Genomic DNA, 26196 nt, shown 5'->3' on the forward strand with positions numbered 1-26196 from the left:
GCAACCCCAAACCGTAGGGTGGATCGCGCTTCGACGTGGTCACCGAGCAAGAAGAGCGGATGGGATGACATCTTCAACGGCAGCGTCGTTGTCTAATGAAGCCCAGGGTCGCGCTTCGCGCACCCTGGGATACGGACAATAGGAAAGAGCAACCCCGGCGGGGTTGTCTACACGCGATTGGCTGGACCGTGGACAAGGAATCATCCGAACCCAGGGTCGCGCTTCGCGCACCCTGGGATACGCTAGTCAATGCCTTCGGCATAGGGGCATCACGTGCCCGATCCGTACGCACTGTTCCCCTCTCCCCGTGGGAGAGTGAGCCTCTTGTTCCCCTCTCCCCGTGGGAGAGTGAGCCTCTTGTTCCCCTCTCCCCGTGGGAGAGTGAGCCTCTTGTTCCCCTCTCCCCGTGGGAGAGGGGTTAGGGGTGAGGGGGCTATTCTTCGACGATCCGCATTCTCATTCAGGGCGTTTCGTTCCCTCACCCGGCTCGCGTCGCCCGCCGACCTCTCCCCAAGGAGAGGTGAGGAGGACCTGTCACTCAAACGTCATGCACGTCGACTACTTCGCCGGGACGACCTCGACGTCGATCTTCAACGGTTGGGCGAGGGAGCGAGCCTCCTCGAGTTGGGACGCCGTCTCCTGCTCGGCCTTCTCGAGCGCGTCGACGCTCGCCGCGCCGCTCGGATCGTCGATTCCCCTGCTCTTGCGCCAATCGCCGCTGATCTTTTTGCGCCGCTTGCTGATGAGTTGGTAGACTTCCGCGGCGCGCTTCATCGGCGGAAAATCCTTGGTCGTCGTCAGATTGACACCACGTCCAAGCGCCATGGCGTCAGTCCGCAGAGCGCGCTTCCCATCGACCAGGACGTCGTACTTCCCCTCGGCTAGACCGCGCACCCGCAATAGCGTCTTGTTGAAGCGATCGTGAACTTCCTCGAGTTGGACCGCCTCGGCCTCGACGCGCGGATCGATGCCCATCGGGATCGGGCACATCCACGAGAACGCGACTCCCCCACCGTCGAGCTTCTTGAGCCCGCTGACCTCGCCCTTGTCGGCGGTGAGGCTCTTCGCGTTGATCGAACACTCGCCACTACGGCCGGGCGCGTTGAGCGCTTGCAAGAGAGCCTGGGCCATGAGCCAGTGGCCCGTCGCCTGGGGATGAACTCCATCGCGGGCCAGCGTGTAGCTGACCTTCTTGGCCCGCTGGCGAGCCAGGTGATCGCGCATCGTCGTGCCGACGTCACCGACGGTGTAGCCCTCGCCACGCAGGCCGATCAGCCAGTGCCCATACCGTTCGAGCACGTCGTCGTAGTCGACGGCGGGGAACTTGTAGCCGTAGTGGACGACTTCCGCGTCGGAGAGCTTGCGGCGATAGGGGTCGTAGGGAGGCGGGGTCAAGATGATCAAGCGGGCGCCAAGCTCCTCGGCGCGGTCGATCAGTCGGCGGACACCTGCCTGGTACTTGAGAAAGCGTTCCTCGGAGAAGGGGTGGTAGTTGCCGTCGTTCATCCCGTAGCAAGCGATCATGACATCGGGCTTGAGCGGGGCGACATCGCGGTCGAAGCGGTCGTGCAAGCAGGGACGCGGCGGGTCGTGATCGGGCTCGGTGGTGCCCGAGACCGTCTCGCTGCTGAGCCCGGTGTTGATCACCCGAAACTTCTGATCGGGGAAACGCGTCACCAGGTAGTCCTCGACCATCCCGATGTAGTCGCCTCCCTGGGTGATGCTGTCGCCGACGAAGACGATGGTCTCACCATCCTTCAGGGCAAACGGGCGTTGGGCGTTGGCGTTTTCGGCCAGCAACGCGAGCGTTGCCAGGGCCGCCAGTAGGGTCAATCGTGTTCGTAGCGTGTGCATCGGTTCGCGTGGTCTCCCCAATTCGTTTCTCTCTCGTTCGCGGACCTCGTCCGGAAGGGCTCGATCCTAACGAAGAGTATCCCCGTTGGAAACGATCCCTCCTACAATGCAGCGGTAATCCGAGAAGTCATCTCCACCAGTCGCAAGAGAGGAAGAGAGTCCGATGGGTGAATGGATCGAGGTCGGCAAGAAGGCGCCGGCTTTCACGCTCGCGGCGGACGACGGCAGCAAGGTCAAGCTCACCGAGCTGAAGGGAAGCCCCGTCATCGTCTACTTTTATCCCAAGGACGACACGCCCGGCTGCACGAAAGAGGCCTGCCAGTTCCGCGACAGCATGGAGACGCTCCAGGGGCACGGCGCGACCGTCCTCGGCGTCAGTCCCGATACCGTCGCCTCCCACGAGAAATTCCGCGACAAGTTCGAGCTCAACTTCCGCCTGCTCGCCGACCCCGACCACAAGGTCGCGGAGAAATACGGCGCCTGGCGGGAAAAGAACATGTACGGCAAGAAGAAGATGGGCATTCAACGTTCCACCTACCTGATCGACGCCGACGGCAAGGTCGCCAAGTTGTGGAAGAGCGTCCGCGCCGACGGGCATGCCGCGAAAGTCCTCGAAGCCCTCGAGGAACATCTGGGCGCCTAGTTCGCCGCCCACTGGCGTCGCGAGTCGTCGACGTTAAGCTTGGGGGTTGGGGGAAAGAGTGTCAGTCCTGCGCGGCGCCGGGTCGAGGAATCCGGGTGTTCCTAGTTGTCTCGACCGGCTCGGCGCGGCTACACTCTAGTACACTGTCAAGACCGGACTTTCGGGTGCCACTGGCTACTTGTCAGCCAGTGAGAACGAGTTGCGTAACCATCAACCCGAATTTGGACGTTTGACGGTGCACTAGTACGAACAGACAATATCGACGCAGGGTTCCTCGCTCGTCCACGCCCGGGCTCGCTGTGTGGCGGCTTCGACCGAGGGGTCTGAAGGTAGGAGCGACTCATGGGTGATCTTTCCCGACGAGGGTTTCTTCAAGGCTCGGCGGCCGGCGTGATCGCGACCGCCGCCAGCGCCAACGCGGCCGGCAAAGTCGCCGGGGCCAGCGAAACGCTCAAGATCGGTTTCATCGGCGTCGGGGGGCGCTGCCAGGCACACATCCGCACGGCTCTGAAGCTCAGCAAGAGCCAGAACCTCCTCTGCATGGCCGTTTGCGACGTCTTCGACGAGTACCTCGAGAACTCGGCCAAAAAGATCGACGATGCCAACGCCGAGATGGGCATCAAGACCAAATGCAAGAAGTACACCGACTACCGCAAGCTCCTTGAAGACAAGGACATCGACGTCGTCTGCATCGCGACGCCCGACCATTGGCACGCCAAGATGACGATCGAAGCCTGCGAAGCGGGCAAGGACGTCTACTGCGAAAAGCCGATGACCAAGACGATCGAAGAGGCCTACGCGGTCGTCGACGCGGTCAAGAAGAACAATCGCGTCATGCAGGTCGGTGTTCAGTCGACCTCGGACCCGCAATACCGCCACGCGAACGACAAGATCATCGATGGCCGGATCGGCAAGGTCCTTCAAGGCCAGACCCACTACTACCGCAACAGCAACATCGGCATGTGGCGGAACTACAAACTGACCGAGAACATGACCCCCAAGAACATCGACTGGGACATGTTCCTCGGCACCAAGTTCGGCTTGGCCCCGAAGGTGCCCTTCGACCGGGCGCGCTTTAAGCAGTGGCGTTGCTACTGGGATTACGGCGGGGGCATGTTCACCGACCTCTTCGTTCACCGCACGACGCGCATGATCATCGCGATGGGCCTTCGTCAGCCCGCCCGCGTGGTCGGTGCCGGCGGCATCTACCTCGAGTATGACGATCGCACCGTGCCGGACGTCGCGACCGTCGTCGCCGACTTCGACGAGGGAGCCCAACTCCTGGTTACCTCGACGATGTGCAACGACTACAAGATCCAGGAAGTCATCCGCGGCCATACCGCCACGGTCGTCTTCCGCGGCAAGGGTCGCTACGACATCGAAAACCAAAACCTCGGCAAGCGGGATGTCATCTACGAGACCCAGAAGCCGAACGAGACCGAGCAAGTCCAAGCCCCCCGCCCGGAAGGGAGCGAGGACACGCTGCACTGGACGAACTTCGTCGAGTGCATCCGCTCGCGCAACTTCCACACCAACAACGATCCCGAGATCGGGGCCGCGGCGATCACGATCATCAATATGGGCGTGATCAGCTACCGCGAAGGACGGGCGCTCTTCTTCGACAAGGACAACAGGAAGGCCGTCAACGCCGACGCGTCGTGGGCGAAAAAGTGGGAGCAGCGATCGATCGAGAAGGGCAAGCCGAGCCACGTCATCGGTTGGCACGCGGGAGAGAAGGGCAGCCTTCTCCGCAGCCCCCCGTGGATGAAGCTCGCCGGCCCGTGGGTCAACGGTGTCGATCCCGCAAAGGCGACCTAGGCAATCCGCGACTGATTACTTAAGCGACGCAGGCTCGGAGCAATCCGGGCCTGTTTCCTTTCTTGGAGGATAGCCCACCAGAAGGATTTAGGTGCCATGCTACGTCAGCAATGAGGCACCTTCTTGGCAGAGCCGAAGATCCCCTCTATCTCCCTCTTGTCCAAGGAGGAGCAGAAGACGTGGGTCTCAAGCCTCGCCTGCTCCTGCTTGTTCCCCTCTCCCCGTGGGAGAGTGAGCCTCTTGTTCCCCTCTCCCCGTGGGAGAGGGAGCCTCTTGTTCCCCTCTCCCCGTGGGAGAGTGAGCCTCTTGTTCCCCTCTCCCCGTGGGAGAGTGAGCCTCTTGTTCCCCTCTCCCCGTGGGAGAGGGGTTAGGGGTGAGGGGGTTCGTCTTTGATAGTCACCCTTCGTTTTGCGAGCCGGAGTCTCCCGCACCCGTCTCGCTTCGCTCGCCGACCTCTCCCCAAGGAGAGGTGATGGGAATGCATATCCGTGTTGGAACAACGTACCCTACCTATCCACGACGGCGGCGATGTCCGTTGCCGTTGGAGTGACCATTGCCGTTGCCATTGGAAGGGGCCATCGCGGGCCCGATGGAAACCGACCCTTCTCCCAGCAACCCTTCGATCTGCTGCATGAGTTCGCTGTCCAGGCAGACCTTGAACCCGTCGCCGACACGGAGTTGCGCTTCGACCCCCTCGGGAGAACTCACCTCGAGCATCACCGGCGAATTGCCCTGGCGACCTTTCAGGATGTTCGCGAGTTGATCGATCGAGTCGGACTCGTGCTTCGCCGAGTTAACCCGGACGCTGAGCGTTCCCGAAAGCCGTTTGGAAGCCTGCTCTAGGTCGATCCACTCGTCGGCGATAAGACCGACCTCGTCGCGACTCTTGTCGACCGAGGCGATCAGGAAGCCGATCGAATCGTTGACGATCTTCTCCTTCCACTCGGCGTAGGAGTCGGCGAACATCACGCACCCGATCGACTTGCCAAGGTCCTCGAACATGAAGCGGGCGTAGGCCTTGTTGGCGTTGCGGCCGCGCTGCTGGATCATCGTCCGCACGCCCGTGATCATCCCCCCGATGGTGACCGGCGTGCGGTCGGTGAGCGAATCGAGCTGAGCGATCTCGTGGGTGCGGTAGATCCGTAGCGTTCGCTGATGTTCCGCGAGGGGATGACTCGAGAGAAAGATGCCCAGGACTGACTTCTCGTGGGCGAGTTTCTCCTTGTCCGACCATTCGTCGATCTGTGGCAACGACTGGTTCGTCTCCTCGGCCGACACCTCGTCTTCGCCATCAAACAGGAACCCCTGCCCGCTGGATCGAGCGTCCCTAGCGAACGCGGCCGCTTGCAGCGCCATGGGGAGCGCCTCCTGCAATTGCGAGCGGAAGACTCCCATGCTGTCAAAGGCTCCCGCCTTGATGAGAGCCTCGATGCAGGACTTGTTGACGAGTTTGGTATCGATCCGCTCCAGGAAGTCGAAGAAGTCCCGGTAGCGTCCATCCTTGTCGCGTTCGGCGACAATCGCCTCGATCGCCTTCTCTCCCGCCCCCTTGATGGCGGCCAGGCCGAAACGAATGACTCCTTCGACCACCGTGAAGCCGACTTCCCCTTCGTTGACGTCGGGCGGCTTGACCTCGATCCCCATGCGGCGACAGTCGTCGATGTGCTCGACGAGCATGTCGGTCTTGTCGATTTCACTGGAGAGCAGGGCCGCCATGAATTCGGCGGGGTAGTGCGCCTTGAGGTAAGCCGTCTGGTACGCCACCAGGGCGTACGCGGTCGAATGGCTCTTGTTAAAACCATAGCCGGCGAAGTGCTCGATCAGTTTGAAGATCTCTTCCGCTTTCGAGCCCTTGAGCCCGCAGCTTTCCGCGCCTTCGATAAACTGCGAGCGATACTTCGCGATGACCTCCATCTTCTTTTTGCTGATCGCCTTAATGCACTTGTAGGCATCGGCCAGTTCGATGCCACCGAGGCGATTGAGGATTCGCATGACCTGTTCCTGGTAGACCATGACGCCGTAGGTCTCTTCCAGGATGCCCTTGAGCACGTCGTGGGCGTACTCGGGTTGCTCGCGGCCGTGCTTGACGTTGACGTACTGGTCGACCATACCGCCGCCGAGCGGTCCAGGACGGTAGAGGGCGGCGGTCGCGATGATATCGTCGAAGCGGTCGGGCTTCATCCGCATCAGAAGCCCGCGGATGCCTTCGCTTTCGAGCTGGAACACGCCCTTGGTCTCTCCTCGCTGGAGGAGGTCGTAGGTCTCCTTGTCGGTCAGCGGGATGGTGAGCACGTCCATCTCGATCCCGCGGACATGTTGGATGATCTCGACGGCTCGGCTCAGAATCGTCAGGTTGCGCAGTCCGAGGAAATCGAACTTGAGCATCCCAACTTGCTCGAGAATCGTCATTTCCCATTGCGTGGTGACGATCTCGCCGTTCTTCTGAAGGGGGATGATCGACGAGAGTTCCTCGTCGGCGACGACGACGCCCGCGGCGTGGGTGCCGGGATTGCGCGCGAGGCCCTCGAGGCGACGGCCGACATCGATCAGCCGTTTGGTCTCGGAGTCGCTGTCGTAGGCGGCCTTGAGGTCGGGGGATTGATCGAGCGCCTTCTCGAGTGTCATCTTCGGCAGGGCCGGGATCATCTTGGCGATCTGGTCGACGGTCGCGAGGGGATACTCCAGGGCGCGCCCGACATCGCGGACGACGGCCCGGGCCGCCATCGTGCCGAACGTGATGATCTGAGCGACATTCTGTTCGCCGTATTTTTGACGAACGTACTCGATGACCTCTTCGCGCCGTTCCTGGCAGAAGTCGATGTCGATATCGGGCGCTTCTTTTCGATTGGGGTCCAGAAAGCGCTCGAAGAGCAGGTCATACTTGAGCGGGTCGACATTGGAGAACCCGAGGAGGTACGCGACAAGAGCGCCGCAACCGGAACCACGGGCGCCGCAAGGGATTCCGTTATCGAGCGAGAACTGCACGAAGTCCCAAACGATAAGGAAGTAGCTGGCGAACCCGAGCTTATTGATGACGCCGAGTTCCATGTCCAGACGCTGCCAGTGAGCGTCGGTGGGTCCGTCGGGGTAGTCGGTGTTGGGAAAACGCTCCTCGAATCCGATTTTGCACCGCTCGAGGAGGTAGTCTTTATCGGTCTTGTTTTCGGGTGGGAGAAAGACCGGAAAGTGGCGTTTGCTAAAGTCGAGATCGATGTCGATCGAGTCGGCGATCTTTTGGGCCTGGTCGACCGCCTGGGGGTGATCCGGAAAGGCGGCGTACATTTCCTCGGCGGACTTGAGATAGAATTCGTTGCTGCCGTACTGCATCCGTTTGGGGTCCGACATGGTCTTGCCGGTATTGATGCAGAGCAGTACCTCGTGAGCGTAGGAGTCCTCCTGGCAGAGGTAGTGGGTATCGCAAGTGGCCACGAGATTCAGGCCCATCTTGTTGGCGATTTCGATGGCCCCGTCGGCGCACTCGCGCTGAATTTCGAGTCCGTTGTCCTGAATTTCGATGAAAAACCGCTCTTCTCCAAAGAGCTTTGCGAACCACTCCGCCAAATGGCGGGCTTCGTTGCGTTTTCCGCCCAGGATCAGGCTGCTGAATTCGCTGGCGGCGCACCCGGAGAGGACGACCAGGCCCTCATGGTGCGCTTCGATCAGTTCCTTGTCGATCCGGGGCTTGTAGTAGAAGCCCTCGAGGAAAGCCTGCGAGGAGAGTTTGATCAGATTTTGGAAGCCGACGCGATTGGTCGCGAGCATCGTCAGGTGGAAACTGGCCTCGCCCCCTTGGCCACCGCGAGCTTGACGATCGGTCCGGTGAGCCGGGGAGACATAGGCTTCGTAACCGAGGATGGGATTGATCTCGGCCTCCCGGCACGCGTCGTAGAACTCGATCGCCCCGTAGAGGTTGCCGTGATCGGTCAGGGCCAAGGCGTTCATTCCCTGCGACTTGGCCTGTCCGACCAGGTCGTTGACCTTGGCCGCGCCGTCAAGCAGGCTGAAGTGACTGTGGCAATGTAAATGGACGAAGGAGCCTGAACTCATCCTAAGCGCCTCGGGAAAGTCTCCTCGTGCCGTCCCGTTCCCATTTCGATACCGTGCGGTCAGACCGTGGGAACGCGGGCACGACGAGCAGATGGTGACCGGCTTCGTCGTGAAAAGGAAACGTGGATTGCGTGAGGAGGGAGTGCCGTTTCGTTGAACCCCTCCAAGCCGATTAGTGTACCGAACCGCTCCAAGCGAGGCCACGCCGCTCGGGCCACGTTGTCGCTGTTGTCCCGTCGCCCTCGGGGACCGCGAGACGGTCGGCTCGTGAGGCTGTGCCCTATCTCTTTTGTTGATCGAGCCTTGCATGCCTGATGGAAATCGACCACTGGTGATCGTCGCCGACGACGACGTCAACATTTCGCGCCTGCTCGAGGTGAAACTCACGTCGATGGGGTTTCGTGTCCTCAGCGCAGAGAACAAATCGATCCTCTTGGACCTGCTCGCGACCGAGTCGCCGGCGCTGCTCCTGCTCGACGTGGTTTACGGGGAACACGACGGTGTGGAACTGCTCGGCTCGCTGCTGCGCCAAAACCCGGCGCTGCAAGTCGCGATGCTGACCGCCCATGGGACGATCGACACCGCGGTCGCCGCCATCAAGCAAGGGGCCTTCGAGTACCTGACCAAGCCGCCCGACTTCCATCGCCTCGAGGTCATCATCCATCACGCGATCGAGAAACACGAGATGCGCCGTCGCATCAAGGATCTCGAGGCAGAGCTCGTCGAGCGGGGCGGGGGACAACGGACCCTGTGGGGCGAAAGCGAAGGCATGAAACGGGTGGCCGAGCTCATCGACACCGTTTCGCCCACCGACGCCACCGTCCTGATCCTCGGCGAAAGCGGCACGGGTAAGGAGCTCGTCGCCCGTGCGATTCACGAACGCAGCCGTCGCCCGAAGGGCCCGTTCGTTCCCGTCAACATGGCGGCGATGCCTCGTGAACTGATGGAAAGCACCATCTTCGGCCACGAAAAGGGGGCATTCACCGGCGCCGACCAGGTGCAGCGCGGATGTGCCGAAGTCGCGCACAAAGGAACGCTATTTCTCGACGAAATCGGCGAACTAGACATCGAATTGCAGGCGAAACTGCTCCGTTTCCTTCAAGAACGGACCATTCAGCGCGTTGGTTCGAGCAAGATCATCTCCGTCGACGTCCGCATCCTCGCCGCGACCAACCGCGAGCCGGAGCAACTCGTCCGCGAAGGACGCCTGCGGGAGGACCTTTACTACCGCCTCAATGTCATCCCGGTCCACGTTCCGCCTCTGCGCGATCGACGCGCCGACATCCCACTGCTGGCGACCGTCTTCCTCTCGCGGGCGGCCTCCCGCAACAAACGCCCCGTGACCGGCTTCACCGACGAGGCCCTCGAAGTCCTGACCGAGTATGACTGGCCCGGGAATGTCCGCCAGCTCGAACACCTCATCGAGCGAATCGTGATTCTCTCGCCGGGTCCGACGATCGGCGTCGGAGCGATCCCGCCCGAGATCGCCGCCAGCCCCAGCCCAAGTGTCGCGAACTCGCGGAGCCTCGAACAAGCGAGCACGTCCAACCACGCCTCCGGCGGACCCTGGACCCTCCCGTCTCGTGCCTCGATGGACGAGATCGAGAAGCAAGCGATCATCAACGCCTTGATCCACTCCAACGGCAACGTGAGCGAGGCGGCCCGAACCCTCGGCCTGGGACAAGCGACGGTCTACCGCAAGCTCAAACGCTACGCCATCACCGCCCGCGACTATGTCAACTGACGAGCGATGCTCCGCGACGATTCCCGGCTCGTCCTACGCCTTCTGCTTCTTCTCTTTCGCCTTCTTCCTCCCCTTGACCGAGGGAGCATCCTTCGCGTCCTTCGCGGGCAACTCAAGAGCATGCTCCTCGATGATCGGCCGTAGCGACTTCTCGGAGGCCCGGTTGGTCCACTCGTTGGGGTCCGACTGGTGGTCGTAGAACTCCTCGCTCCCATCGGCATAGCGGATGTAGCGATACCGCTCGGAACGCACCGCATGGTTCTTGCGCCCATGGGTCGTCAGCGAATAGTGATCCCACGACGCCTCCGGGTTCTCGAGCAACGGCACCAGACTGTGCCCGTCGAGCCCCTTCTTTGGCGGCAACCCGCAAACCTCCAAGAGCGTCGGGTAGACATCGACGAGATTGACCGGCCGCGAACAACGCTCGCCCGGCTTCGTCACCCCCGGCACCACGAACGCGAGCGGCACCCGCGTCGCCCGTTCCCAGAGCGCGAATTTTCGCCAGTGCTCCTTCTCCCCAAGATGCCAGCCGTGGTCGCTCCACAGGACGATGATCGTCTCCTTACCCTTCGGGCTCGCGTCGAGGGCATCCACGAGGCGACCGACCATCGCGTCGGTGTAGGCGATGCTCGCCAGATACCCCTGGACCGCTTTGTGCCAGTTCTCGCTCTTGGTCACCTTGCGATGATCGCCCTGCGGCCTGGCCATCTTGACGCCCGCCGCGGGGATATCCTTCAAGTCGTCCGCCTTCACCTCGGGTAAAACGATCCCCTCGACCGGGTGCTTGTCGAAGTACTCTTGCGGGACGTACCAGGGCAGGTGCGGCCGATAGATCCCCACCGCGAGGAAGTACGGCTCCTTCGGCTGACTCTCCAGAAACGTGATCGCCGTCTCGACCGACTTGGTGTCGCCCATCTCGGCATCGGACTCGCTGACCGGTCCCCAGTCGAAGTGAGCCGTCCCCTTGATCCCATTGGCGGGTGTGGTTGCCGGCTTGGGGAAGGAGCCGACGCTCGTGTAGCGGTTCCAGCTCTCGGGATCCTTGAAGCGGCCGTGGAAGATCTTGCCGATCCCCTCGGCCCAGTAGCCGTGCGCCATGAAGTACTGCGGCAACGTGACGGCGTCTGGAAGGACCTTGCGCCAGATGCTGTTGTTGGTGTAGACGCCCGTCGTCGACGGCTTGAGTCCCGTCAACAGCGCCACGCGGGAAGGGTTGCACGCCGGCGCCGCGCAGTGAGCGTTGGTGAAGAGGACGCCTCGAGCGATCAGCCGGTCGATGTTCGGGGTTCGCGACGCGGGGTGACCGCCGAGTGCCGAAATCCAGTCGTTCAGATCGTCGACCGCGAGAAAGAGCACGTTGGGGTGCTTCGAACTCGCTTGCTCCGCCGCGAACCCCCGCTGGTGTGCTCCCAGCAGAAGAGCCATCCCGACCAACGCCCACGTTCCCAACCCGCGAACTATCCGTTGTCGTCCCATTGGTGCCCCCATCAACTGCGTCTTTGGTCAACCCAGGGGCGATTCTAAAGTCCCCGGCGCGTCGCGTGCCAGCCCCCTCATTCCCAGAACCAGAAATTGGGCGAACCGGGAGAGTCGGGCCGGAAGGGAGGACTGATCGCGCCAAGCCATCCCAACCTCCGAGCACCTCGGAGCCGGTCCCCAAGTGGGGGGTGGGCCGCGACCGCGACTTCCGCATAATAAGTGGATAGGGCATCGTTTGAGGTGCCCAAAGACCCGACACCCACGTCACGCCCACGGTGTCGGTTGTCGCAAGCTGTAGCCATTCCGCAATCGACACGTCCCAATGCCGATCGAAGGAGAGCGAACTCGTGGCCGAATCCCTACGCGAGATCATCATGCGAGATGTCCTGCTCAACGTGCAGACGCCGGGGCAGTACATCGGCGGTGAATTCAACGCCGTGGCAAAAGACCACGCCACGCTGGAAGCGACCTTCTGCCTCGCCTTTCCCGACACCTACACGCTCGGGATGAGCCATCACGGGATGCAGATCCTCTACAACCTCGTCAATTCCGACGAGCGTTTCGCCTGCGAACGGGCCTTCTGCCCCAATCCCGACTTCGAGGCGGAGCTGCGCAAACGCGATCTGCCGCTCTACGGCTTGGAAACCTTCACGCCGCTGGGCGAGTTCGACATGATCGGCTTCAGCCTGCAGTACGAGATCTGCTACTCCAACATCCTGACGATGCTCGATCTAAGCAAGATCCCGCTCCACTCGGTCGATCGCGGCGACGAGGACCCGCTGATCATCGCCGGCGGCCCCGGCGCCCAGAACCCCGAGGTCCTCGCCCCCTTCGTCGATCTTTTCATCATCGGCGACGGCGAGGAATCGCTGCTCGAGGTCATGGAGAAGTGGAGCGAACTCAAGAGAGTCGCGGGAATCGACCGCGAGGAACGAATCGCCCGCTTGGTCGCGAGCTTCGACTGGGCCTACGCGCCGCGGTTCTACCAACCGGAGTACCACGCCGATGGGACGATCGCGGCCATGAATCGGACGCGTCCCGATGTCCCCCAGCACATCCGGGCTTGCGTCATCACCCAGAACTTCGACGACATCCCGATCCCCACCGAACCGGTCATGCCCAACGTCGAATGCGCCCACGACCGCTTCGCGATCGAAATCATGCGTGGCTGCCCCTGGCAATGTCGCTTCTGTCAATCGACCGTGATCAAGCGCCCCCTTCGCGTCCGCTCGGTCGATGCCATCGTCGAGGCCGCCAAGGAAGCTTACGAGAAGACCGGCTACGAAGAGATCTCGATCCTGAGCCTCAGCTCCAGCGACTACCCCCACTTCGAGGAACTGGTCAACCGTCTCGCCGAGGAGTTCAGCTCGAAACGGGTGAGCATTTCGGTCCCGAGCTTGCGCGTGAACGACCAGTTCCGCAATTTGCCCAAACTCGTCTCCGGCGTCCGCAAGGGGGGACTCACGCTGGCCCCCGAGGTCGCGCGGGACGACATGCGTGATCAGATCCGCAAACCGATCAACAACGACAACCTCTACGAAGGCTGCCGCAAGGCGTTCGAGGAGGGCTGGCGCCGCGTCAAGCTCTACTTCATGTGCGGCCTTCCCGGCGAGCGGACCGTCGATCTCGACGGCATCGTCGACGTCGCCGAGCGGATCTCGACCATCGGCAAGGAGGCGATCGGCCGCTACATTCCCGTCACCGCGAGCGTCTCGAACTTCGTCCCCAAGCCCCACACGCCTTACCAGTGGAACGGCATGCGGGACCGCGAGTACTTCCAGTGGGCCCATCGCTACCTGCGCGATCGGGTCTCGCTCCGCAGCGTGAAAGTGAAGTGCCACACGATCGACACGAGTCTGCTCGAGGGGATCATGACCCGCGGTGATCGCCGAATCGCTCCGGTCCTCGAGGAGGCATGGCGCCGGGGTGCTCGGCTCGACGCCTGGGACGAGCACTTCAATCCCGCCCTTTGGTGGCAGGTCTTCGAGGACCTGGGCGTCGACATGGCGTTTTACAGCCAACGCGAGCGGCCCACGACCGAGATCCTTCCCTGGGATCACGTCAACGTGAAGAAGGGCCGTGACTGGCTCGAGAAGGACCACCACCGCAGCGTCGTGCAGCTCAACATCCTCGCGAGTGCCGAGTAGGGGGCGACGGGAGGAAGCGCCACCCTCCTCTTTGATGTCCGAGCGAAACCCGAACCGGGGAGAGGAACCATCCCCGGGAGGGAGAAGCCCCCAACCAGCGGCGAAGGCCGAACCCCCTCTTTCTCCCCCTTGGGCAAGGGGGAGCATAGCCGCTCCGCGACCTCCGCGTTCTCCGTGGTTACACGTTCTTCGTCTGTTCGTCTGGTGGGTCAAGACCCACCCCACGGCCCAAGATCGAGATGCGGCGACCGAATGAAGTGTCGAGGACCACGACGAGCGTGAAGGCACGCTGCATGCCCACGACGAGCGTGAAGGCACGCTGCATGCCCACGACGAGCGTGAAGGCACGCTGCATGCCCACGACGAGCGTGAAGGCACGCTGCATGCCCACGACAAGCGTGAAGGCACGCTGCATGCCCACGACAAGCGTGAAGGCACTCTGCATGCCCACGACAAGCGTGGGCATGGCGCCCAAGATCCAGAACCCGTCGTTGCGGAATGTGTGCCAGTATCATGTCACCAACACGCCGGTCGTGCCAACTGGCGGGCGATGTGGTAGGCTCCTCGTGACCGATGGATTGCCGTTCCCGGGAAGAGACTGAGGTTCATGGCCAATTTCGATCTGTTCAACCAAGAGGGCGAGGCCCCCAACCCCGACACGAGGCGTCAACGCGTCATGCGCACCGCCCGCTCGACCGGCGGCGTCGGGGGATGGTGCGGCGTCCTCTTCGGCCTCGTCTTCGCCGGCGCGGGCACCGGAATTATCCTGCTCGCGTGCGACGTGATCGGGGTCGAGGGAAAAAAGAACGCCCCCGATTGGGTCATCGGTGCCGTCGGCGGCGTCTTCGCGTTGGCGGGGCTGTGGGTGATCGGCCTATCGATCCGGTCGATGATCGCCCAGCGGCGCCATCGGCAGATGTTGCTGCTGCACCCCGAGGAGAACTGGCTCGCCGACTTCGCGTGGGACCGTCAAGGGGCCAAGGGCGATACGCTCAAAAAGGCGTTCGGCTCCTTCTGCATGTCGCTGTTTCTGATGATCTTTCTCGCGCCATTCAACTGGTGGGCGTTTCTCTCCGACGATGGCCCCTGGCCGGTGAAGATCGGCATCGGCCTGCTCGATCTGGGGCTCGTCGCGATGATCGGCGGCGGGGTCTACTACGTGCTGCGATGGCTGAAGTACGGGACCAGCTATGTCAGCTTTCGCACGTTCCCGTACTTTCTCGGCGAGGAGATGCCCCTTGTCGTCGGCAGTACCCGGCCGATCTCGAACATCCGCAAACGCACCTTCACGATCCGCTGCATCGAGGAAAAGCAGGAGACCACCCGACGCAAGGGGAAGACGCAAACGCAAGTGGTTTGCTATCAGCTCTACGCCGAGACCCAGACCGAGGACCTTGGCGACCAATGGTCGACGCTCGAGACCGAGAAGGAGGTGATCTTCAAACTCCCGGCGGGTGACTACGAGACAAACCTCTCCGGCAAGGAGCCACGCTACTGGGTATTCGAGACCCACGCCGAGACCCCGGGGATCGACCACGCCGCGACCTTCCTGATTCCCGTCTACGCGAAGGCGACCTCCGAGGGGCTGGTCTTTGGGGGCGAAAACGATCCGAATCGGAGCGATTCCTAACCGATTTGGCCACGAATCGGGCCGATTTGAACCAAAACTCGTCCGTTTTCATCAAATCTGATCAAAAACGTGACCGGTTTTCGTCCCGGAATCTGATGAACGAACTGGTCCGGCGTGTGACGAACGCTGGTTCCTTCCTCGAATGGCTCTCGCGAAGCCCGTGTGTGACCTAACATCCGATAGCCAAACGCGTTGGAGCGGCACCGCTATCGAGCCCAACACGATGTGAACGCACGGCGAGACCTCGCTCCACCTGATGCAAGCCGGCTGCGGAGTCGGCTTGTGTCATTTCTTGCTACCACATAACCGACTACATATTCAAGACTTACGTCTGACCTTCCGCCCACGGTGCCTTCAATCGGATCGCTCCCATAGTCATGGAGGGTGTCTCCCGGACCAAGGTGGTCCAAGGACCCCTTCGAGTAGATGGATTTGGGCCTCATGCCGAGCCGCGACGAGCTGACCGCACGCTATCGCCAATGGGACAACGATCACGTTTGGCACCCCTTCACGCCGATGCAAGCCCATTGCCAGGAAGAGGTTCCGATCATCACCGCCGCGGAGGGCTTCGAGCTCATCGACACCGATGGGCATCGCTACCTCGACGGCGTCTCCTCCCTTTGGTGCAACGTCCACGGGCACCGAGTCCCCGAAATCGACCAAGCGATCCGCGACCAGCTTGACCAGTTCTCCCATTCCACCCTGCTTGGCTTAGGAGGGGTTCCCTCCATCGAGCTCGCCAAGGATCTCGTCGGCCGGCTCCCGAAAGGCCTGACCCGGGTTTTTTACTCCGATAGCGGAGCGACGGCGGTCGAGGCCGCGATCAAGATCGCCTACCAGTACCAGCAGCAACGTCCGGGGGGCGACACGAGCCGCGATCGCTTCGTCACGCTCGGAAATGCCTATCACGGCGACACGATCGGATCGGTCAGCGTCGGTGGGGTCGAGCTTTTTCACGGGGTGTACAAGAGGTTGCTTTTTCCCACCTTTCAAGTCCCCTCGCCCGTCGCCTACCGAACGCCGGAGGGCCATAACCCTCAGTCCTACCTCGAGTTCTGCTTCGACGAGCTGGAGCGAACGTTCTGCGAATCGGGCGACCGCGTCGCCGCGATGATCATTGAGCCGTTGGTTCAAGGGGCGGCGGGGATCCAAGTTCACGCCGAGGGGTACCTGAAGAAGGCCCGCGAGCTGACCGCCAAGTATGGGGCGTTGCTCATCGCGGATGAAGTCGCGGTTGGTTGTGGCCGGACCGGAACGTTCTTGGCCTGTGAGCAGGAAGAAGTGGTGCCCGATCTCGTTTGCCTGGCGAAGGGCCTCACCGGCGGCTACCTACCTGTCGCGACGACCGTCGCCACCGAAGAGGTTCATGAGGCGTTTCTCGGCGACCCGTCGGAATTGCGGACGTTCTTCCACGGCCACACCTACACCGGAAACGCCCTCGGGTGTGCGGCAGCGCTGGCGTCGCTGCGACTCTACGATTCCCGACGGATTCTGGAGAACGTGGGAGCGATCGCGGAGCGTCTCCGTCGCGACCTAACCCCTTTGAATGACGACGACTACGTCGGCGAGATCCGTCAGAAGGGGACCATGGTCGGGATCGAACTGGTTCGGGACAAGGAGACGAAGGAGCCGTTCCCATACGGCCTCCGGATGGGGCATCGGGTGACGCTCGAGGCGAGAAAAAGGGGCGTCATCATTCGTCCCTTGGGGAACGTCGTCGTCTTGATGCCTCCCTTGGCGATGCCAGTCGATCTGGTCGCCCGCTTGGTGGACGTCACGATCCAAGCGATCGAGGCGGCGACGAAGGAGGTCGGACTCGGCGAGGCTTGATTCGGTTCGAGCATGAATAGGGCGAACATGATCACTATCCCCTTCCGCGAAGTGGAAGGGGACGCGCTTGGCGAATTGAGCGAGGCACCTCAGGCGGTGAGCGATGCCCGCACGAAGGCATGAGAACGTTCGCCTTCCTCGACGATTTGCTGCCGAAGGCGACGAATTTTATCGAGATCGAAGCCCAACCGGTCCCATGCGTCGGTATCGAGCTGCCACAAGTTCCCCTCGCCCGGACCGGCGACTCCGAAGCGAGTCGCGATAAAGTCGGCGAGATGAACAACCTGGGCAAGCGACTGGAACTCGGCGGGAGCATCCGCCGGGCGGTGATGGTAGCGGACCGTTTGGACCAGCTCCATCGGCAGGTTCCAGCGCTGCAGCAGGTAGGCTCCCACTTCCGCATGGTCCGTCTCGAGGAGCGATCGCTCAAGCTGGTGAATGCCGGTTCGCTTGCCGCTCAGTTGTTGATGGACTTCGGCGTATTCATGCGGGAAGAACTGATCGAGGACGAGGCTGCCCACCTCGTGAAGCAACCCCGCGACGAACGCGGTGTCGGCGTCGACACTGGCTTTGGCCGAACACTCCGCGGCGATCGCGCGAGCCCCAGCCGCCGCGGTGAGGGAGTGCTCCCAGAAGGCACGGTGATTGACGGCCTTTGATGGCCGAATGAACGAACGCATGATCCCCACACTCAGACACATGCGACGCACTTCGACGAAGCCGAGGCGAGCGACGGCGGCTTGAATGGAGGCAATCTCCTGGTCGGAGGCCCCCAGATAGTAACTGGAGTTGGCGACTTTGAGCAGTCGCGCCGCGAACGCGGGATCGTGACCCACCACCTCCGCGAGATCGGCGGCGCTGCTGTCGGGATCCATCGCAACTTCTTCAATGACGAACACGGATTGAGGGAGGGACGGGAGTTCTTCGATCATCTCGAGGTCAGACAGAATGTTCGACCGATAGTTCACGGACTTTTGGCCCACCTGGTAGGGCGTCCGTTCGACGTGATCGTAAGAAACGTCGCCGGAGTTCATCGCCAATCTTTCCCTTTCGACCCAAGGGCCCCGCACCCCCAAAGGGGTGTCGGAGCCTGATTCGCTGGTCGATTTCGCCTCCAATGACTTCGAAACGCTCGTCACATTCCGCGCATCAGATCGCCCATCGACACACTTCGTCCCTGCGAGAAGTATGTAACGAAAAACGCGAACGTGACGGCAAAGTGAACAATATTCACTCAACCGGAACCAATTCGTTGGACGGAGATAGTGCCCGCTGAAGGGAGATTGGCACTCTTGGGTGGAGTTCGAGTTCGGCTAGCGAGGGGCGTCTTCGCCGCCGTTCGCCGCGGCGGTTCGCGAGGAAACCGCTTGGCTCTCGATCGCGATCCCTCCCCAACGACGGCGCCGCGCCATGCGGGCGGGAAAGACCTCTTTGATGAGCCGCGAGTGATCGATCACCTTGGTCAGCACCGGGCCCTCGGGGACTTCGGCACCGACGCGATGGAGCATCACGTCGACGTGTTGATCCAACGCCGTCTCCAACGTCGTCTCGGACGGAAGGATGGTGACGTCGCTCCTGCCAAGGCCCTCAAGCGCTCCCTGTAGGTGCTGGGCCTCCGCCGCGGACATCGACCGATCCCCGAGTCCGACCTGGCATTCGGTCGGGGCATGATCCCTCAACCACCGCGCGGTCTCCCAGAGGGTTTGGCATCGGCACGTGAACTCGACTTGCTGGTAGACGTTGAGCCCCACCATCACCGCCAGTCCGATTCCCAGGGTGGCTCCCGCCAAGCGGCGCAGCGAAACGACTCCGATGCCCGCGGTGGCACTCAGTAGGGCGGCGCCGATCAAGTCCCACCCCCAGACGGCGGGAATCGTGTAGCGTCCCGCGGGCGAACGTCCCATGAGCGCGGGGAGGTAGACAATCACTCCAGCCGACAGCAGCAGCGCTCCCGCCAGGACGACCCGGCGATGCTCGTCGAAGAGCAAGGATCGCGCTCGCTTCGAACAGAGCACCGCCAGAAGAGTGATCACGAAACTGACCGCGAGGAAATCCCAACCGGCTGCGAGCCCAACCCCACGAACCATGTCGAGCAATTGGGTAAGGCCGGGAGCGATTACTTCGTAGTCACTTGCCCCGTCGACTTGGGTCTTGAAGTAGATCACGTGTCCAATGGGCAGGGCGACGGTCGAGGAGATCAGCAGCGCGACGGGCCAGCGCCGCTTGATGCCTGCCCAAAGCGATTCGCCGTCAGCCCAAACCCGTAGGAGCATCTGCGCCGGGACCACGGCCACGAAGACGTTCTTGGTCAGGATCGCGGCCAACACACAAAGGATACCGACGCCATCCCAGCACCAACCGTAACGACTGCGAGAGGCCGCACGAGCGGCGAGCAGGGCGATCAAGACCAACACCATCGCCTGACCTTCGCCAAAGGCGAGGCGGTACCAGATCGAGGATCGCAACGGCGCCGTCACGCTGATCAGCACCATGATGCCGGCGGGCCATCCCGGAATCCCAAGGTCGCGTAGCAAGACATAGAAGAGTCCCGCGGAGAGACCGAGGATCGCCAAGCGAGTCAGTCGCCAGGCCTCGATCCGGGTTCCGAAGAGGTAACTTTGGAATTCGTAGTAGGCATGGTAAACCGGCCGAAAGGGGCCGATGAAGCGAGCCTCCTCAAGCGACCCGAACCAGGTTCGCTCCCATCGCTGGGCCAACGTCTCCTCGGCCGCCATGTTGGGCAGGCGTGCGCCGTCATCCTCGAAGTCGATCGGACAGCGTAGCGAGGGGAGATAGCACAAGATCGCCAGCAGTCCGACCGCGCTTGCCTGGAGGATGGTCCGAGAGACTGGCTTCGTCGCGGCTTCATCCATGGTCGATCACTCTCTCGTCGGCAATGATTCGGGTGTCATGCCATGCGGGGTTGGGGTGGAATGAGGCCCCGGCGCCGCCGTCCCGTCATGGAACACGAGCCCCTACCGCGCGGTCTCGGATGGGTCAAGGCAAGCCCGCAAGGGAGAGTGTGGTCGGAGTGAGTTCGTCAGAGGGAAGGAGTTGATGGGCCTTGCGAAGAGAGTGGGGAGAGACCCCCTCCTTCTCCCCCTTTGTACGGGCCGGAGTCAAGGGTAACAGGTGTCCGGGGACATGGGTAACACGTCCTCTTCTTCGGTTTCGGGGGTGGAACGGACGGAGGGATCGCAGCGACCGCAGTCCGTGCCACCCCCGGATCCCTCGTTCAATCCCCTCGGGCGCCGACGGACCACCCGTCGGCGTTCACCACTGATCGACTGGTCCAGCTCACCGAGCCAAACTCGTCCAAACCACACTTCCCACACGCCATCGACGAGCGTCGGACGGAGTCCCACGTGCTCGCCAGAGAACGCCTGGCTCACGTACCACTGCTGACCCTGAAAATGGAACTCGCCCCGACGCTGAACCTTGCGAATCTCGTCGATCGGACTGAACTCCAACGGAGGCACCTCCTCCGGATAACGACGAGCACTCGCCTCGTAACGCTCCCCCGGTGGACGCATCCCCAACGACTCGTGTGGACGCTCGAAGTTGTACACCGACCGCCAGCGATCAAAACGCTCTTGCGATTGCTGAAGGTCCCGTAGCGGCCCTCCTTGCAGCACTTCCGCCTTCAAACTCTGGTGAAAACGCTCCAGCTTCCCCTGCGTCTGAGGATGACTCGGGCGGCCATGAAGCACCTGCACTCCCAACCGCAATAGCCACACCGTCAGCGGCGTCCAAGGACTCTCGCGGTCGTTGCCCCACGGAGCACCATTGTCCATCAGCATCGCCTCGGGAAGGCCATAGACGCGAAACGCGGCCGTCAACGCACCACGAACCGTCTCGCCACGCTCGTTGCCGAAGGCTTCGATCACCAGCGAGAAGCGGGAATGGTCATCCAGCATCGTCAGAGGATGACAACGCGTCCCGTCAGCAAGTCCGAAGTGACCCTTGAAATCCATCTGCCATAGCTCGTTGGGCCTCTCCCGCTCGAACCGCTGATAGGGGCCCAACGTCGATTCCTCACGAGGCGACAACTCCCCGTGACGCCTCAGAATCTCCGTGATCGTACTCGCCGCGGGTACCCCCGAGACTCCCCGGTCAAGCAAGAGCTGACGCAGCTTGCGACCACCCCATGACCTATTCATCTCTCGGTGAGCCGCCAGCACCACCGATTCCATCTCCTCGCTGGTCCGCCCTGGAGAAGAAACCGGACGACGCGAACGGTCCTCCAGCCCCGATCCGCCCGAAGCTTCGTACCTCGCCAGCCACTTGTAGCCAGTCTTGCGCGAGATGCCGAAGCGACGGCAAAGCTCCGACCTGTTCGCCCCCTCCTTCGACGCCAACTCCACAAACTCCCGACGAATCGTTTCCACACTCGCCACCTTCCAAGGCATCGCTCGACTCCTTCTGAAGAAGTCGCTTACGATACCCAAAAGGTGTTACCCATCTCTCCGAACAAGCGCCACCTATGTCCACAGTCCGTACACCCTTGTCCAAGGGGGGAAAGAGGGGGGTCTCGTATCGCTGCGCGACGGCACCGAACCCAAGGCGGATCGCCTGCTCAAGGCTGGCCCAGACGGCTCGTCAGTCTGGGTTCGCGGAGCGAACAAGAGACCCCAGTCAACGCAGCCGTCGACCCGACGACGCGTCCATGGGACTCTTGTGGCTGCGCCACCTCGATTGACAAGCAACCGAGGCCACCTGGCGTCGGAAGGTTTCGAAGAAGGGGGGTCAGCCCAAACCGTCGCAAAGGGACTTCACGTGATCGACGCTCGTGGCGAAGGCGGCCTTCTCGTCGTCGTTGAGCTCGATCTCCATGACCTTCTCGACACCGTTGCCGCCGAGCTTGACGGGAACGCCGACGAAGATGCCCTCGATACCGTACTCGCCTTCGCACAGCGCGGCGGCGGGAAGGATCCGCTTGCGGTCGCGGACAATCGCCTCGACCATCTCGCAGATGCTGGCCGCGGGAGCGTAGTAGGCGCTGGTCCCGAGCAGCTTGGTGATCTCGGCGCCGCCCTTGCGCGTCCGGTCGACAATGGCCTCGATCTTCTCGGCGCTGAGCAGCGAGGGGAGGGGAATGCCGCCGACGGTCGTGTAGCGGGGCAGCGGAACCATCTGGTCGCCGTGCCCACCCAGAACGAAGGCTTGGACGTCGAGGACCGAGACATCGAGTTCCGCGGCGATGAAGGAACGGTAGCGTGCGGTATCGAGCACGCCCGCCATCCCCATGACGCGGTTCTTCGGGAATCCACTCTGTTTGTGTGCCAAGTAGACCATGGCGTCGAGCGGGTTGGAGACAATGATCAGGAAGGAGTCGGGGCACTTGGCTTTGACTTCGGTCATGACCGACTGCATGATCTTGGCGTTGGTCGCGATCAAGTCGTCGCGGCTCATGCCCGGCTTGCGGGGGATGCCGGCGGTGACGACGACGACGTCGGAGCCTTTGGCCTCGTCGTAGCTCTGCGAGCCGACCAAGCGGCAGTCGAATCGATCGACCGGGCTCGACTCGAAGATGTCGAGGGCTTTCCCCTGGGGGACCCCTTCGGCGATGTCGATGAGGACAACATCGCCGAGTTGCTTGCTGGCGCAGATGTGAGCGGCCGTCGCTCCGACGTTACCGGCTCCGACAATCGTGATCTTTGGACGTTTCATCGCTGACTCTCCTGACTGACGCACTGCTCGGGTGTTCCAAGGATCGGTATTGTAGGGGGCAATCGCGTCACTTCGAGCGCAAAGAGCCGAGCCAATTTCCGGAATGACGGCGGGGTCGAAACCATGCTAGACTGGGGCTCGTTGAGGAGGAAAACCAAGGTTGCGTTCGAGTTTCTTGGCGGTTGACACGTCCATGACGACTTCCAATAGGGATCCTGAGGCCCAGATGATCTCTCACGACGATCTCCCGAGGACCACCTCCCCGGGAGCCGCGCTTCGCCCCGAACGAGAGCGAGGTTTCTGAATGCCCCTTTGGAAGAAGAGCGGCAGTCAGAACAAAGCCCGCGTGCGCGTCCAACGGCAACTCAACGAGATGGCCGAAGCGAACGTCAGGCTCGGTCTGCACCTGCGCATCGACGAAGGCAAGTTCGTTCCGATCGGCGAGAGCAGGCTGCTAGAAATCGATGCCGACGCCAGGATGCTCATCATCAACATGCCCTCGCGCGACGGGCACACGCTCCCGCTCACCGTCCCATGTCAGATGATCGCGTTCGCGAACTGGAACGAGTCCTACTTCAAGTTCGAAACGCAAGCGAAGCGCGTGGAGCGCATCAGCGCCGGGGCCGGCGCGATGTTGCCGGTGCTGATGGTGACCCTTCCCGAACAGTTGCTCAGCGCCAACCGGCGTCGTCACTTTCGCATCGAGCCACTGCTCAAGCAACGACCGCTGGTCGAATGGCAACCGACCTGGATGCCTCACACGTCGCCGACCTTCCTGAGCGCCGAGGTCTCCGACATCAGTGCGCGGGGCATTAGCATCTGGCTGGCCGAGCACCTGGGAGAACGCTTCGAACCCGGTCGCCGCGCCGCGCTGCGAATCACCCTCCCCAATAAGAGCGAGGTGATCGAGACCAACGCGACCACCCGTCAAGTCCACCACGGTTGCCGCGGCAACGAGACGCTGGTGGGCCTGGAGTTCGACCTCGAGTCGAGCGATCCCGACGAGGGCATCGACGCGATCGCCAAGTACGTGATGGACTGCCAGCGTGAGATCGTCCGCCAGCGTCAAAGCCTCTAAGGACGTTGGTTTCGCGGCCGGCTCGTCGTGTCGCCGTCGCTGACAACTCCAGGGCATCTCCGTAAGAAGCTCCTTTTCACGCTCCCGATCCTTGCCTGGAACTCACTCGCATGCGCGTCGTGCACGTCATCACCCGAATGATCGTCGGCGGGGCCCAAGAGAACACGCTGCACAACATCGTCGACCTGCACCGCGACTTCGGCGACGAGGTGACCCTCATCACCGGCCCTTCCGAAGGCCCCGAGGGGAACCTGCTCGAGAACAAGCGATTCCGGGAACAACTCGATGGCATCGACGTCCGACAGGTGCCGACCTTGATCCGTCCGATCCGTCCGTGGACCGACTGGAGAGCGTGCCGTACGCTCGAGCATCTCCTCGACGAGATCCGTCCCGACGTCGTCCACACGCACAGCGCCAAGGGAGGTATCCTGGGGCGCGCCGCCGCCGACTGCCACGGCAAGGCCGGCATCGTCCACACCATGCACGGGCACTCCTTCGGCGACTACCAATCGGCCCTGAAAAACTGGCTCTACATCGAGGCCGAGCGCTGGGCGGGCAAGCGAACCGATCGCTTCATTTGCGTCGCCGACGCGATGACCGACGAAGCGCTCAAGGTCGGCATCGCCCCGAGGGAGAAGTTCGTTACCATCCACAGTGGCATGGACGTCGACCCCTTCCTGAATCCCTCCCGAGATCGCGACGAGGTCCGTGCGTCCTTGGGGATTCCCGCGGACGCGGACGTTGTCGCGAAGGTGGCGCGGCTCTTCGAACTCAAAGGGCACGACGACTTGCTCGACGCGACCCGGCCGCTCGTCGAACGCTACCCGAACCTTCATCTCCTACTGATCGGCGATGGCATCCTGCGGGAGAGCATCGCGGCCCGCGCCGAGGCGATGGGACTGGGCAAGCGCATCCACTTCTCGGGACTCGTCGCTCCCGAGGAGATCCCCAACTTGCTCGGCGCGGTCGATGTCGTCCTACACGCGAGCTATCGAGAAGGGCTGGCGCGGGTGCTGCCTCAGGGACTGCTCGCGGGGAAGCCGGTGGTCTCCTACGATGTCGGCGGGGCGCGCGAAGTCGTCCTGGCCGACCAGACGGGGATCCTGGTTCCGGTGCGTGACGTGGCGGGGCTGACGCGGGGACTCGAGGAATTGCTCGACGATCCCGCCAAGCGCGAGCGCTTTGGACGGACGGGGCGGGAACTCTTCGCCGATCAGTTTCGGCATCAGACGATGACGCGCAAGATTCGCGCGGTCTACGAAGAGGTCATCGCGGAGCGACAAGCGAAGAGGTAGCCGGCTCAGGTCGACTCGTCGAGGGCGCCTTCGGGGAGGCGTTCGTTCATCGCGCGCTGGTGCCCTTCCTTGAGTCGCCGATAGCGCAAGTTGAGCAGAACCACCAAGCCGATCACGACCAGGAAGCCCGAGATCTTCAGCAGTGGGTTGTCTTGACCCACGTAGCGATTGATCGCTCCGGCGCCGTAGTACATCAGGGCGCAGCCGAGCACGCTGCCGATGCTGATCCCGACGAATGTCGCCAATCGTCCCATCCCGAGCAAACGCCCGAAGATCGACCCTCCGACGCTCCCCGTCGCCGAGAGCGGAAACATGACGAACGCGATAATGCCGAGGAAGGTGACCTGCCGCATCCAGGGATTCGACTGGAGGATGAATCGCCCATCGTCGACCAGATCGCGCAAGCGACTACCGAGGTAGGGGATCTTGAAGAGGAATCCGGTGTGGAAGACGAGCACCAGCGCGACCATCAGGTCCATGTAGAGGACCATCAGGAAGAGTTCGAAGGGCGTGAGGAATTGGGGGACTTCCGACGAGTGGTCAATCCCGGCGAGGATGACGAACTTGCCCAGGAAGAAGAAGGTGACGACCGATGTCCCGAGAAGCTGGCCGACGCGGTGCGGCCCCCAAACCATGGCGAGCAAGAGAACCAAGACCACCGTGAGGACGAACGGCCCGATCAGGGTCATCAACCAGAGTAGGGGATAGTCCCGGCGGAAACTCTCCTCGAAGCCGTCGTTTCCGACAGCCCGCTCCTGACTCGGCGAGGGCCGTTTCCGTCTCCTTTCGGAATGCTGCGTCATCAAGACAAGTCCATGTCACGAAAGAAACGTCGCCTGTGGAGCATTCCCACGGAGCAGTGAAAGGGTGTCATTCACTCGCCACGAACGAGACGACTTGCACCGAACGAGACGACACCGGCGCCAACGAATGTCGGGGCGGTGCCAGGACGCCGCTTGCC

Annotated in this window: 16 protein-coding genes and 1 pseudogene; 8 read left to right on the forward strand and 9 right to left on the reverse strand. The window is 62.3% G+C overall.

Annotated features, from left to right (window positions below):
* Nucleotides 1–558: 558 nt before the first annotated feature.
* On the reverse strand, nucleotides 559–1854 hold the full coding sequence (locus Pan216_RS27395; RefSeq protein ID WP_145263310.1) for an SGNH/GDSL hydrolase family protein: 1296 nt from the start codon (nucleotides 1852–1854) through the stop codon (nucleotides 559–561).
* Nucleotides 1855–2017: 163 nt separating this feature from the next.
* Between Pan216_RS27395 and bcp the strand changes: the two genes are divergently transcribed.
* Both bcp and Pan216_RS27405 read left to right on the forward strand, forming a co-directional pair.
* The gene (gene bcp / locus Pan216_RS27400) at nucleotides 2018–2497 is read left to right on the forward strand and encodes a thioredoxin-dependent thiol peroxidase (protein WP_145263312.1); all 480 of its coding nucleotides are present in this window, start codon (nucleotides 2018–2020) and stop codon (nucleotides 2495–2497) included.
* 342 nt (nucleotides 2498–2839) lie between these two features.
* Nucleotides 2840–4315, forward strand: a complete 1476-nt coding sequence (locus tag Pan216_RS27405; protein WP_145263314.1) for a Gfo/Idh/MocA family protein — start codon at nucleotides 2840–2842, stop codon at nucleotides 4313–4315.
* 510 nt (nucleotides 4316–4825) lie between these two features.
* On the opposite strand, the gene dnaE is transcribed toward Pan216_RS27405, so the two are convergent.
* The gene (gene dnaE / locus Pan216_RS27410; protein WP_145263316.1) at nucleotides 4826–8362 is read right to left on the reverse strand and encodes a DNA polymerase III subunit alpha; all 3537 of its coding nucleotides are present in this window, start codon (nucleotides 8360–8362) and stop codon (nucleotides 4826–4828) included.
* A gap of 307 nt (nucleotides 8363–8669) precedes the next feature.
* Here dnaE and Pan216_RS27415 point away from each other — a divergent pair, with 307 nt between their 5' ends.
* Nucleotides 8670–10106, forward strand: coding sequence for a sigma-54-dependent transcriptional regulator (locus Pan216_RS27415; RefSeq protein ID WP_145263318.1), 1437 nt, complete (start codon nucleotides 8670–8672; stop codon nucleotides 10104–10106).
* A gap of 33 nt (nucleotides 10107–10139) precedes the next feature.
* On the opposite strand, the gene Pan216_RS27420 is transcribed toward Pan216_RS27415, so the two are convergent.
* Nucleotides 10140–11582, reverse strand: coding sequence for a sulfatase (locus Pan216_RS27420; protein ID WP_419193073.1), 1443 nt, complete (start codon nucleotides 11580–11582; stop codon nucleotides 10140–10142).
* Nucleotides 11583–11932: 350 nt separating this feature from the next.
* On the opposite strand from Pan216_RS27420, the gene Pan216_RS27425 reads away from it, so the two are divergent.
* Nucleotides 11933–13732 carry a TIGR03960 family B12-binding radical SAM protein gene (locus tag Pan216_RS27425; RefSeq protein WP_419193074.1) on the forward strand — a complete coding sequence of 600 codons (1800 nt, stop codon included), beginning with the start codon at nucleotides 11933–11935 and terminating at the stop codon, nucleotides 13730–13732.
* A 178-nt stretch (nucleotides 13733–13910) separates the two neighbouring features.
* On the opposite strand, the gene Pan216_RS27430 is transcribed toward Pan216_RS27425, so the two are convergent.
* On the reverse strand, nucleotides 13911–14198 hold the full coding sequence (locus Pan216_RS27430; protein WP_145263320.1) for a hypothetical protein: 288 nt from the start codon (nucleotides 14196–14198) through the stop codon (nucleotides 13911–13913).
* Between the two features lie 141 nt (nucleotides 14199–14339).
* Here Pan216_RS27430 and Pan216_RS27435 point away from each other — a divergent pair, with 141 nt between their 5' ends.
* Nucleotides 14340–15362: a hypothetical protein gene (locus Pan216_RS27435; RefSeq protein WP_145263322.1), complete on the forward strand. Its 1023-nt coding sequence runs from the start codon at nucleotides 14340–14342 to the stop codon at nucleotides 15360–15362.
* A 441-nt stretch (nucleotides 15363–15803) separates the two neighbouring features.
* A complete protein-coding gene (bioA, locus tag Pan216_RS27440; RefSeq protein WP_145263324.1) occupies nucleotides 15804–17192 on the forward strand; it encodes an adenosylmethionine--8-amino-7-oxononanoate transaminase in 1389 nt (462 codons plus the stop codon).
* Nucleotides 17193–17281: 89 nt separating this feature from the next.
* Here bioA and Pan216_RS27445 read toward each other — a convergent pair whose 3' ends face one another.
* The 4 genes and pseudogenes from Pan216_RS27445 to mdh all read right to left on the reverse strand — a co-directional run bounded on the left by Pan216_RS27445 (nucleotide 17282) and on the right by mdh (nucleotide 22862).
* Complete coding sequence (locus Pan216_RS27445) at nucleotides 17282–18226, reverse strand: HDOD domain-containing protein (protein ID WP_145263326.1); 945 nt, start codon at nucleotides 18224–18226, stop codon at nucleotides 17282–17284.
* Between the two features lie 279 nt (nucleotides 18227–18505).
* Nucleotides 18506–20065, reverse strand: coding sequence for a hypothetical protein (locus tag Pan216_RS27450; protein ID WP_145263328.1), 1560 nt, complete (start codon nucleotides 20063–20065; stop codon nucleotides 18506–18508).
* A 417-nt stretch (nucleotides 20066–20482) separates the two neighbouring features.
* Nucleotides 20483–21601, reverse strand: a pseudogene (locus Pan216_RS27455) (IS481 family transposase); the annotation flags it as partial.
* Between the two features lie 337 nt (nucleotides 21602–21938).
* Nucleotides 21939–22862 (reverse strand): malate dehydrogenase, encoded by a 924-nt coding sequence (gene mdh, locus Pan216_RS27460; protein ID WP_145263330.1) that lies wholly within the window; start codon nucleotides 22860–22862, stop codon nucleotides 21939–21941.
* 304 nt (nucleotides 22863–23166) lie between these two features.
* Between mdh and Pan216_RS27465 the strand changes: the two genes are divergently transcribed.
* Nucleotides 23167–23940 (forward strand): PilZ domain-containing protein, encoded by a 774-nt coding sequence (locus Pan216_RS27465; RefSeq protein ID WP_145263332.1) that lies wholly within the window; start codon nucleotides 23167–23169, stop codon nucleotides 23938–23940.
* A 110-nt stretch (nucleotides 23941–24050) separates the two neighbouring features.
* Nucleotides 24051–25235 carry a glycosyltransferase family 4 protein gene (locus Pan216_RS27470; protein ID WP_145263334.1) on the forward strand — a complete coding sequence of 395 codons (1185 nt, stop codon included), beginning with the start codon at nucleotides 24051–24053 and terminating at the stop codon, nucleotides 25233–25235.
* Nucleotides 25236–25240: 5 nt separating this feature from the next.
* Here Pan216_RS27470 and Pan216_RS27475 read toward each other — a convergent pair whose 3' ends face one another.
* Nucleotides 25241–26038: a small multi-drug export protein gene (locus Pan216_RS27475; protein ID WP_145263336.1), complete on the reverse strand. Its 798-nt coding sequence runs from the start codon at nucleotides 26036–26038 to the stop codon at nucleotides 25241–25243.
* Between the last annotated feature and the right edge of the window lie 158 nt (nucleotides 26039–26196).

Source organism: Kolteria novifilia (genome assembly GCA_007748055.1).
Classification (GTDB): Bacteria; Planctomycetota; Planctomycetia; order Kolteriales; family Kolteriaceae; genus Kolteria; species Kolteria novifilia.